10 protein-coding genes are annotated in these 10,220 nt (G+C 71.8%); 3 read left to right on the top strand and 7 right to left on the bottom strand.

What is annotated here, in order from left to right; genetic code table 11:
• Both Q0C12_RS13380 and Q0C12_RS13385 read left to right on the top strand, forming a co-directional pair.
• A partial coding sequence (locus Q0C12_RS13380; protein WP_290891004.1) for a primosomal protein N' occupies nt 1–1,785 on the top strand: 1,785 nt, incomplete at its 5' end.
• A 12-nt stretch (nt 1,786–1,797) separates the two neighbouring features.
• Entirely contained in the window at nt 1,798–3,096 is a 1,299-nt protein-coding gene (locus Q0C12_RS13385; RefSeq protein WP_290891006.1) for an NAD(P)/FAD-dependent oxidoreductase, read from the top strand.
• Nucleotides 3,097–3,143: 47 nt separating this feature from the next.
• On the opposite strand, the gene Q0C12_RS13390 is transcribed toward Q0C12_RS13385, so the two are convergent.
• Nucleotides 3,144–4,805 carry a histidine kinase gene (locus Q0C12_RS13390; RefSeq protein WP_290891008.1) on the bottom strand — a complete coding sequence of 554 codons (1,662 nt, stop codon included), beginning with the start codon at nt 4,803–4,805 and terminating at the stop codon, nt 3,144–3,146.
• A gap of 109 nt (nt 4,806–4,914) precedes the next feature.
• Here Q0C12_RS13390 and Q0C12_RS13395 point away from each other — a divergent pair, with 109 nt between their 5' ends.
• Entirely contained in the window at nt 4,915–5,535 is a 621-nt protein-coding gene (locus Q0C12_RS13395) for a response regulator transcription factor (RefSeq protein WP_290891011.1), read from the top strand.
• A 57-nt stretch (nt 5,536–5,592) separates the two neighbouring features.
• On the opposite strand, the gene rpoH is transcribed toward Q0C12_RS13395, so the two are convergent.
• The 6 genes from rpoH to Q0C12_RS13425 form a co-directional block, all read right to left on the bottom strand.
• Nucleotides 5,593–6,468 (bottom strand): RNA polymerase sigma factor RpoH, encoded by an 876-nt coding sequence (gene rpoH, locus Q0C12_RS13400; protein ID WP_290891013.1) that lies wholly within the window; start codon nt 6,466–6,468, stop codon nt 5,593–5,595.
• A 192-nt stretch (nt 6,469–6,660) separates the two neighbouring features.
• Nucleotides 6,661–7,386, bottom strand: coding sequence for a uracil-DNA glycosylase (gene ung, locus Q0C12_RS13405; RefSeq protein WP_290891015.1), 726 nt, complete (start codon nt 7,384–7,386; stop codon nt 6,661–6,663).
• A gap of 3 nt (nt 7,387–7,389) precedes the next feature.
• Nucleotides 7,390–8,235, bottom strand: coding sequence for a response regulator (locus tag Q0C12_RS13410; protein ID WP_290891017.1), 846 nt, complete (start codon nt 8,233–8,235; stop codon nt 7,390–7,392).
• Nucleotide 8,236: 1 nt separating this feature from the next.
• Nucleotides 8,237–9,139, bottom strand: coding sequence for a permease-like cell division protein FtsX (ftsX, locus tag Q0C12_RS13415; protein WP_290891023.1), 903 nt, complete (start codon nt 9,137–9,139; stop codon nt 8,237–8,239).
• Between the two features lie 74 nt (nt 9,140–9,213).
• Nucleotides 9,214–9,900: a cell division ATP-binding protein FtsE gene (gene ftsE, locus Q0C12_RS13420; protein WP_290891019.1), complete on the bottom strand. Its 687-nt coding sequence runs from the start codon at nt 9,898–9,900 to the stop codon at nt 9,214–9,216.
• A gap of 124 nt (nt 9,901–10,024) precedes the next feature.
• Nucleotides 10,025–10,220, bottom strand: a 196-nt coding sequence (locus Q0C12_RS13425) for a hypothetical protein (RefSeq protein WP_290891021.1), incomplete at its 5' end; no start/stop codon positions are given.

Here is a 10,220-nt window from a genome sequence, read left to right on the forward strand (position 1 = left end):
GCCGCGCCCGGGCGGGACGGCAAGCCGCGCCGGCTGCTGCTTCTGCTCGCCGGGCGCCCCTTGGGCGAAGACCTGCTCGACCAGCAGGAGACCGAATGGCGCCCTGCCGCCCGCGTCCTGGCCGAGCGCGGGCTGGCCGAGCGCATCGAACTGGCCGGCCGGCCCGAACCCGCGCCCGCCCTCCCCGGCCCGGCCCTGATGCCAGCCCAGGCCCAGGCGCTGGCCGCCCTGCGCGAGGGCGACGGCTTCCGGCCCTGCCTGCTCGAGGGCGTCACCGGCAGCGGCAAGACCGAGGTCTACCTGCAGGCGATCGCCGATTGCCTGGCCGCCGGCCGCCAGGCGCTGGTGCTGGTGCCCGAGATCGGGCTGACGCCGCAGGCGCTGGCGCGCTTCCGCAGCCGGCTGGGCGTGCCCGTGCTGGCCTACCACTCCGGCCTGGCCGACGGCGAGCGCGCGCGCGCCTGGACGGCGATGCTGCGCGGCGAGGCGCGGGTGCTGGTGGGCACGCGCTCGGCGGTGTTCTGCCCGCTGCCCGAAGCCGGCCTGATCGTGGTGGACGAAGAACACGACGGCTCCTACAAGCAGCAGGACGGCATCCGCTACCACGCCCGTGACCTCGCCCTGGTGCGCGCCAGCAAGCTCGGCGTACCGGTGCTGCTGGGCAGCGCCACGCCGTCGCTGGAAACCCTGCACAACGCCCTCTCCGGCCGCTACCGGCACCTGCGCCTGGGCCAGCGCGCCGGCGGCGCGCGGCCGCCCACGGTGCGCGTGGTGGACATCCGCAAGCGGCCGCTGCGCAACGGCCTGTCGGAAGACCTGCTGGAAGCCGTCGGCCGCTGCCTCGCCCGCGGTGAACAGGCGCTGGTGTTCAAGAACCGCCGCGGCTACGCGCCGGTGCTGATCTGCCACGACTGCGGCTGGAGCGCGCACTGCAAGCGCTGCGATGCCGCCATGACCGTGCACGCCGGCGGCCGGCGGCTGATCTGCCACCACTGCGGCGCGCGCGCGACCCCGCCCAACGCCTGCCCCGACTGCGCCAGCCTGGCGCTGCAGCCGCAGGGCGCGGGCACCGAACGCATCGAGGAAGCATTGGCCGAACGCTTCCCCGACGCGCTGATGATCCGCGTGGACCGCGAGACCACCCGCCGCCGCGACGCCATCGAGAAGCACCTGGCCGACTTCGGCGATCGCTCCGGCATCCTCGTCGGCACGCAGATGCTGGCCAAGGGGCATGACCTGCCGCGACTGACGCTGGTGGCGGTGGTGGGCGTGGACGAAGGCCTGTTCAGCGCCGACTTCCGCGCCGGCGAGAAACTGGCGCAGCTCCTGATCCAGGTCGCGGGACGCGCCGGCCGCGCCCGGCTGCCGGGCGAGGTGTTGCTGCAGACGCACCACCCGGAACATCCGCTGCTCAACACCCTGCTCGCCGGCGGCTATCCGGCCGTGGCCGCGCTGCAGATGGCAGAACGCGAGGTCGCGCAGTTCCCGCCGTACGCGTACCTGGCGCTGCTGCGTGCCGAGGCGCCCACCGAGGGCGACATGCAGGGCTTCCTGCGCGAGGCGCGCGAGGCCTTCCTGGCGCGCGAGGGCGTGCAGCTCAACGGCCCGATGCCGGCGCCCATGGCGCGTCGCGCCGGCAAGGCGCGCGGCCAGATCCTGCTCGACGCGACCCAGCGCGCGCCCCTGCACGCTGCGCTGCACGACTGGCTGCCGAAGCTGCATGCGCTGAAATCGGCGCGCAAGGTGCGCTGGTCGCTCGACGTCGACCCCACCGACCTCTACTGACGAAGCTCCGACATGGCATCGAAAGGACTCCTCCCACCCGACGCCGCGCTGCCACACGTTGTCGTTCTCGGCGGCGGCTTCGGCGGCCTCTGGGCCACGCGCGCGCTGGCCTCCGCCCCCGTCCGCATCACGCTGGTCGACCGCACCAACCACCACCTGTTCCAGCCGCTGCTCTACCAGGTGGCGACGGCCGGGCTATCGGCGCCCGACATCGCGGCACCGCTGCGCCACATCCTGAGGCGCCAGGCCAATGTCACCGTGCGCCTGGACGAAGCCCGCGACATCGACCTGGCCGCGCGGCGCGTCCGGCTGGCCGGCGGCGAACTCGCCTACGACTACCTGCTGGTCGCCACCGGCGCGACCCACGCCTACTTTGGCCGCGACGACTGGGCGCCGCATGCGCCCGGCCTGAAGACCCTGGAGGATGCCCTGGCGATCCGCGCGCGCGTGCTGTCCGCATTCGAGGCCGCCGAGCGCGAGGACGACGCCACGCGGCGCGAGGCCTGGCTCAACTTCGTGGTAATCGGCGGTGGACCCACCGGCGTCGAGCTCGCCGGCACCCTGGCCGAAATCGCGCGCCACACGCTGCCGCGCGAGTTCCGGCGCGCGGATGTGCGGCGTGCGCGCGTGCACCTGGTCGAGGCCGGCCCGCGCGTGCTCGCATCCATGCCCGAATCCCTGTCGGAGGCGACGCGCCGCCAGCTGTCCGCGTTGGGCGTCGAGGTCCACACCGGCGCGCCGGTCACCGCGATCGACGCGGCGGGCGTGGACGTTGGCGGCACGCGGATTGCCGCGCGCACCGTGCTCTGGGCCGCGGGCGTGGCGGCGTCGCCGCTCGGCCGCCAGCTCGGGCTCGACACCGATCGCGCGGGACGCGTGCCGGTGGCGGCGGATTTGTCGCTGCCCGCGCATCCGGAGGTGTTCGTGGTCGGCGACCTGGCCAGCGTTGCCAGCGGCGGCCGCCCCGTGCCCGGCGTCGCACCGGCCGCCAAGCAGATGGGTGCGCATGCGGCCGCCGTGATCCGCGACCGCCTTCGCGGTGCGCCGGGCCAGCCGTTCCGCTACCGCGACTACGGCAATCTCGCCACCATCGGCCGCATGGCCGCGGTGGTGCACTTCGGGCGGCTGAAGCTGTCGGGCCTTTTGGCCTGGTGGTTCTGGCTGGTCGCCCACCTGTTCTTCCTGATCGGCTTCCGCAACCGGATCATCGTGCTGGTGAACTGGGCCTGGTCGTACTGGACCTACCAGCGCCACGCACGGATCATCGTCGGGCGCGCGCAAGACCCGCCGCCACCCGGCGAAAACGCCTAGCCGGACAACCCGGGAACAGGTTCGGAACCCGACCCCGCCCGCATTACTCAGCGGCGGAGCGGCTGGCGGAGCATCGCGTGCACCCGCAGGCCCGGCGTCCGCTGGCTGATGACCAGGCGGCCACCCAGCGCCAGCACGCGGTCCTGCAGGCCGGTCATGCCGTTGCCGGGGCGGATCTGGTCCACGCGCCCCTGGCCGTCGTCGCGGATGTCGAGGAACAGGCAGAGCTGCCCGTCGCGCGCACTGACCCGCAGGCGCAGCGTGCAGCGCGTGGCGCGGGCGTGGCGCACGACGTTGGTGATCGCTTCCTGCGCCACGCGGAAGGCCGCGACGCGGTACACGGGGTTCAGGCGCGCCAGCAGCCGGGCGTCACCCTCGAGCCGGGTCTCGAACACCAGGCCGGCGTCCTCGGCCAGCCGGCGCAGGCTGCCGCGGTCGATTGCGCCGAACAGGCCCAGCTCGTCCAGCGCCGCCGGGCGCAGTGAATCGAGCACGCGGCCGATGTTCTGCTGCATCAGCCGCGTGATCTCGAGCAGGCGATCGACCACGCCCGCGCGGCCCGCCGCGGCGAGGTCCGGGGCCGATAGCTTCAGGTGCGTCTGCAGCGCGGCCAGGTTCTGGCCGAACTCGTCATGCAGTTCGCCCGCCAGCCGGTGGCGCTCCCGCTCCTCCACCTTGAGGTTGCGAAGGGCCGCGTCGTGCAGCTCCTCGGCCAGCCGCAGCTGCTGGCGCCTGGCCTGGGCCAGTTCAACCGCCTGCTGGCGCAGGCCGTCCACGGTGGCGCCGAACATCAGCGCCATCGCGCCGGCGATCGCGATGAACAGCTGCAGCCACACCGGCCACTGCGCGGCGAGGCCCATGTGGTCCTCGAGTGCGATCAGGGTGCTGGCCGATAGCAGCGACAGCGCCGCGCCGCGCCAACCGTGCCGCATCGAGAACACCACCACCGCCACCAGCACCAGCATCCGCAGCAACTCGGCCAGGGCCCCGGCATCGCGGGCCAGCCCCACCAGCACCAGCAGGCCGATGAAGAAAGGCGCCAGCATCGTCGCCTCGCCCAGGATGCGGCGCGAGCCCGCGCGGTGGCGCGGCTCGACGCACCAGGCGCCCAGCGGCACCACCAGCAGCGCGCCGATGAAGTGGCCGAGCAGGTTCTTGACGAAGAAGAACGCCAGCAGCGACACGTCGGTGCCCAGGCGGGTCGTGTCCACCAGCATGGCCAGCCGCAGGTCGCTGACGCTGCCCTCGTTGAACACGTAGACCAGGTCCTTGCCCGCCAACAGCGCCGCCGCCACCAGCGCCGCGACCAGGAACCGCTCGATGCCGGCCACGGTCGCCAGGGCCAGCGGCCGCACGTTGGCGCGGGACAACAGGGCGATGCCGGCGATGACCAGGAAGGGTTCGGCGAAATTTCCAAGCACGAACGAGGTGGCGTCGTGCCAGTAGTACAGGAAGCCGCCGTCGACGCCGTTGCGCCAGCCCACCAGCACGCCGTTGAGGCAGCGCACCCCGATCGTCGCGGCGATGATCGCCGGCCACTTCCCGCGCGGCAGCTGCCAGAGCACGAGGAACAGCAGGCCGGTGGCCACGTGCCAATGCAGGAAGCCCAGTATCAGCAGCAGCCAATACCCCAGCCCGAACGCCAGCGCCGCGGCCCAGGCTGGCCAGGACGCGGTTCCGGGGGCGGGTGAGTAAGGCGCCGCGTGCATCCGCGGATTGTCCGTACGCAATCAGGGCGCTTACAAGGACTCGCGTCACACTAAGAAAAAATCTCACCCCGGGGGTCGGGGACCTCCGGGAACTGTCACACTCCGCGCCATGATCCGCGTCCTCCTCATCGACGACCATGCCATCGTCCGCGAGGGCTTCAAGCGGCTGATCGAGAGTTCCCCCGGCTTCCTGGTGGTGGCCGAGGCCCGCAACGCCGACGAAGCGCTGTCGGCGCTGGAGCGCGTGTCGGCCGACATCGCCGTGGTCGACATCAGCCTCGGCGACGGCGCCAGCAGCGGCCTTGACCTGATCGCCCTGCTGCGCGACCTGATGCACGGCTTGCGCTGCGTGGTGCTGAGCATGCACGACGACTCCGGCCTGGTGCTGCGCGCGCTGGAACAGGGCGCGCGCGGCTACTTCACCAAGGCGGTCGCCGCCGACGAACTGCTCGACGGCCTGCGCCGCATCGCCGCCGGCGAAGTGGTGCTGAGTTCCGACCTGGCGCCGCCGGTGTCGAACCCGGCCCCGCTGCTGACCCCGCGCGAGCGCGCCACCCTGCGCGGCCTGCTGTCGGACCGGCCGCCGAAGGCGATCGCCTACGACCTGGGCATCAGCGACAAGACCCTGTACCGGCACCGCGCCAACCTGATGGAGAAGCTCGGCGCCCGCAACGCCACCGAGCTGGCGCGCATCGCCCGCGAGCGCGGCCTGCTGGCCGACCTGGGCTGAAGCCGGAAACGAAGACGGCCCCTCGCGGGGCCGTCGTTTCTTGCGTTGCCGCGCGGATCAGGCCGCGAACAGCGCCCGCATCTTCTTGAGCGCGTTGGCCTCGACCTGGCGGATGCGCTCGGCGCTGACGCCGTACTCGTCGGCCAGCTCCTGCAGCGTGGCCTTGGGCTCGCCCAGGAAGCGGCGCTTGAGGATGTCGCGCGAACGCTGGTCGAGGCCGGCCAGGCCCTCGCGCAGCAGCTCGAGCTGGTCGTCCTCGTGGCTTTCGCGCTCGTAGGCCATGGCCGGGTCGTCGCTGGCGTCGCGCAGGTAGGCGACCGGCGACGGCGGGGCGTTCTCGTTGTCCTCGTCCGGCGCGTCGAAGCCGACGTCGCGGCCGCTCAGGCGCGACTCCATCTCCAGCACTTCGCGCTTGGAGACGTTGAGGTCCTTGGCGACCGCGGTCACCTCGGCGTCGTTCATCCAACCCAGGCGCTTCTTGCTCTTGCGCAGGTTGAAGAACAGCTTGCGCTGCGCCTTGGTGGTGGCGACCTTGACGATGCGCCAGTTGCGCAGGATGAACTCGTGCATCTCGGCGCGCACCCAGTGCACGGCGAAGGAGACCAGCCGCACGCCCTGGTCGGGGTCGAAGCGCTTGACCGCCTTCATCAGGCCGATGTTGCCTTCCTGGATCAGGTCGCCCATGCCGAGGCCGTAGCCCTGGTAGCCGCGGGCCACGTGCACCACGAAGCGCAGGTGCGAAACGACCAGGGCCTTGGCGGCGTCGAGGTCTTCCTCGTCGCGGAAGCGGCGCGCGAGATCCTGCTCCTCGTCGACGGTGAGCACGGGCACGCGGTTTACCGCGGAGATGTACGCGTCCAGCGAACCGAGCGCACTAGGGATCGGCAGGTTGTTCGCGATCAGGGCGGTGGTGGTCATGCGTTCCTCTTTCATGGGCCGGAGTTTAGCACTCGGCCTGTTGGAGTGCTGAATAGGCCAAAAGTTCCCTGTCCGTCCCATGAATGGAACAGCCAATCCCCTGGCGACGCTCCTGTTCTGGGGGCCGTGCCGCCGGGTTCAAGGGCCCTGGCGAGGCCGCTCGGGCTTCGGCCGGTGCCGGGGCCGGGCGCCGCCGGGCGCGCGGTGTCAGGGCGCCGCCGCCAGCTGGGCCTCGACTTCGGCCCGGGGCGGCAGCGCCCACTGGATCGGGGCCAGGCCGGCGCCCTGCAGCCAGCGGTTGGCCTTGCCGAAGTGGCCGCAGCCCAGGAACCCCCGGTGCGCCGACAGGGGCGAGGGGTGCGGCGCCCGCAGCATGCAGTGCCGGCGCGGGTCCACCAGCTTGCCCTTGGCCTGGGCGTAGCTGCCCCAGAGCATGAACACGAGGCCTTCCCGCTCCCGGTCCAGGGCCTGGACGATGGCGTCGGTGAAACCCTCCCAGCCCTTGCCCTGGTGGGAGCCGGCCCTGCCTTCCTCCACGGTCAGCACCGCGTTGAGCAGCAGCACGCCCTGCCGGGCCCAGCTGAGCAGGCAGCCGTGGTCGGCCGGCGGGATGCCCAGGTCGGCCTTCATTTCCTTGTAGATGTTCTGCAGGGAAGGGGGCACCGGCACCCCGGGAAGCACCGAGAAACACAGGCCGTGGGCCTGGCCGGCGCCGTGGTAGGGGTCCTGGCCCAGGATGACGACCTTGACCTGGTCGAAGGGCGTGGCGTCGAGCGCCGAGAAGATGCGCGCTCCGGGCGGGAAGATGGCCTTGCCGCGCGCCTTTTCCTGACGCAGGAAAGCGCCGAGTTCGCGCATGTCCGGGCGCTGCAGGTAGTCGCCGACCCGCGCCTTCCAGGACGGCTCGAGCCGGATCCGGTCCTCGTCGGCCACCGCTTACTTCTTGGCGAGCTTGTCGCGCAGCATGCGCCCGACCCGCAGCTGGAACAGCAGCTTGGTCACCAGCAGGCGCTCTTCGATGGGCTTTTGCACCAGGTCGTTGGCGCCTTCGCGCAGCAGGTCGCTCTGGTTGGCCGGGTTGGCGTCACCGGTCATCACCAGCACCGGCAGCATGCCCTTCGCGTAGCCGAACTCATGCCGGATCGAGTGCAGCAGATCCTTGCCGGTCAGCTCGCCCTTCAAATAAACGTCGGTGAGCACCACGTCCGGGCCCGGGACCTTGCCCTGCGCCTTGGCGGTTTCCAGGTGCGCGATCGCGTCCTCGACGCCGGTGGCGTGGGTGACGGTGAGGCCGTGCTTCTCGAGCATGCGCCGGGTGGCCATGGCCACGACGCGGCTGTCCTCGACGTAGAGCACTTCGCCGCCGGCCTCGGACTCGGGCGCGACGTAGCCCTTGATGAAGGCGGCCAGGGCGTTGAAGCCCAGCGCCTTGTCGAAGTAGTCGGTGACGTCGTCGCTGATCGAGCGGCTCTCGAGGCGCTCCTGCACGTCGCCCGAGACCACGATGATGGGGATGTAGGCCTGCGGCGTGTGCTCGCGCAGGTAGCGGGCCAGGTCCAGGCCGTCCATGTCGGGCAGGCGCAGGGCGGTGGTGACCAGGTTCACGGCGCCGGCCTGCAGGGCGGACTTGGCCTCCTCGCCCGTCTCGCAGCCGACGAACTCCATGTCCGGCAACTGCTGGCGCAGCACGCCCTCGATCATCTTGCGCACGACCTTGGAGCCGTCCACGACCATGATGCGGGGCGACGTGGTGTCGAAGCTGCGGAAGCTGGGATTGCTCATTTCAGACGTCCACCGGACGGGTCCGACGTAGATGATGCCCGGTTGCGAGCCACGCGCCCAGCCACCCCATCAGCGCCGACGCGGCCAGCAGGGCCAGGCTGCCGCGCCAGCCGGGACCTGCGAGGTCGAACTGGCTGCCGTAGCTGGCCACCAGGGCCGACAGCCGGCCCTGCAGCAGCAGGCCCGCGACGACCAGCAGCGCGCCGGCCAGCAGGCCCGCCGCCAGGCCGTACCAGGCACCGAGGTAAAGGAAGGGGCGGCGGACGAAGGCATCGGTGGCGCCCAGGTGCTGCAAGACGGCGATTTCCTCGCTGCGCGCGCCGATATCCAGCCGGACGGTGTTGCCGACCACCAGCAGCACGCCCAGGCCCAGCAGGACCGCCACCACCTGCACCAGCCGCTCGCCGAAGGCCAGCCAGGCCGACAGGCGCTGGCGCCAGGCGGCGTCGTGCTGCACCACTTCGGCCTGGGGCAATTCGCGCAGGTCGGCCGCCAGCGCATCGCCGTCGTCGCGCGGCTGCACGACGAGCACCGTCGGCAGCGGGTTCTCGTCCAGCACCTCGAGGGCGCCGGCCAGGTCGCTCATGGCGCGGAACTCGGCCAGCCCTTCCTCGGGCGTGCGCACGGTGACCGCGGCGACGTCGGGGCGGGCGCCGATCCCGGTGGCGAGGTCGCGGGCCTGGGCAACGGTGACATCGGCCTTCAGGAACACGCCGATCTCGCGCGATTCGGAGACACTGCCGGAGAAACGCTCGATGTTGCCCAGCGCCAGGCCCAGGCCCAGCGGCAGCGCGATCGCGATCGCCATGACGCCGACCGTGAGGCCGGTGGCGAACGGGCGCTTGAGCAGGCGGCCCAGGCTGGAGACCAGCGAATACAGGTGCTGCTCGCGCCAGGCGCGCAGGCGGCTGCCGAGGCCGCCCGGCCTGACGCGCTCGGCGGCGGCGAGCTTGGCGGCGGGTTTGGCGGGCTTGGCGCTCACGCGGCCAGGTCCTCGGGCGAGATGTCGTCGGCCAGCTTGCCGTGGTCGAGCACCAGCACGCGCCGGCGCATGCGCTTGACCAGGGCCAGGTCGTGGCTGGCGACCATGACCGTGGTGCCCAGCGCCGGCAGCGAGGCGAACAGCTGCATGATCTCGGCGGCCAGCTGTGGATCCAGGTTTCCGGTGGGCTCGTCGGCGACCAGCAGCTGCGGCTGCGCGACGATGGCGCGGGCGATGCCCACGCGCTGCTGCTCGCCAGTGGACAGCTGCAGCGGCAGCGAGCGCTCGCGGTCGCCCAGGCCGACCTTGTCGAGCACCGCGCGCACGCGCTTGCCCAGTTCGGCGCCGGGCGTGCCGGCGATCAGCAGCGGCAGCGCCACGTTGTCGAACACGCTGCGGTCGGTGAGCAGGCGGTGGTCCTGGAACACCACGCCCACCTGGCGCCGGTGCAGCGGCACCTTGCCGCCGCGGACCTTGGCCAGGTTGCGCTCGTTCACCAGCACGGTGCCGCGGCTCGGACGCTCGGACAGGTGCACCAAGCGCAGCAGGGTGGATTTTCCGGCGCCGGAGTGACCGGTGACGAAGAGCATCTCGCCTTCCTCGACCGAGAAGCTGACCTCGCTAAGCGCGGGCGCGCTGCCCGGGTAGGCCTTGGTGACGTTGTCGAAGCGTAGCAAGGCCATTCGTGTGGGCAGCAGCGGAGACGCGGACAATCTAGCAGACGCGAAGAAATGTAGGAGGGACTTCAGTCCCGAAGCTCTTCGCCAAGAGCTTCGGGACTGAAGTCCCTCCTACAGGATCCGGTGCTTAGTGGCCGGTGGGCGGGGAGCGCTTCACCAGCGACTTCAGGCCGGCCTTGATGCGGCCGAGCAGTGAGGGCTTCTCGCCGGCAGCGGGCTTGGCCGCCGCGGCATCCGCACCGCGCTCGCCGCGCGGCTTGCCGCCCTCGACCGCCGCGGCATCGCCGACCGGGCGACCGCCGCGGCGACGGCGACGCTTGCGC

It is taken from the genome of Arenimonas sp. (genome assembly GCF_022842045.1).
GTDB lineage: Bacteria > Pseudomonadota > Gammaproteobacteria > Xanthomonadales > Xanthomonadaceae > Arenimonas.

Excerpts from the sequence above, each read along its gene's own strand:
- rpoH (WP_290891013.1), bottom strand. The coding sequence starts at position 6,468 with ATGAAAGAGGAACGCATGACCACCACCGCCCTGATCGCGAACAACCTG.
- Q0C12_RS13410 (WP_290891017.1), bottom strand. The coding sequence starts at position 8,235 with ATGAGCAATCCCAGCTTCCGCAGCTTCGACACCACGTCGCCCCGCATC.
- Q0C12_RS13385 (WP_290891006.1), top strand. The coding sequence starts at position 1,798 with ATGGCATCGAAAGGACTCCTCCCACCCGACGCCGCGCTGCCACACGTT.
- Q0C12_RS13390 (WP_290891008.1), bottom strand. The coding sequence starts at position 4,805 with ATGCACGCGGCGCCTTACTCACCCGCCCCCGGAACCGCGTCCTGGCCA.
- ftsE (WP_290891019.1), bottom strand. The coding sequence starts at position 9,900 with ATGGCCTTGCTACGCTTCGACAACGTCACCAAGGCCTACCCGGGCAGC.
- Q0C12_RS13395 (WP_290891011.1), top strand. The coding sequence starts at position 4,915 with ATGATCCGCGTCCTCCTCATCGACGACCATGCCATCGTCCGCGAGGGC.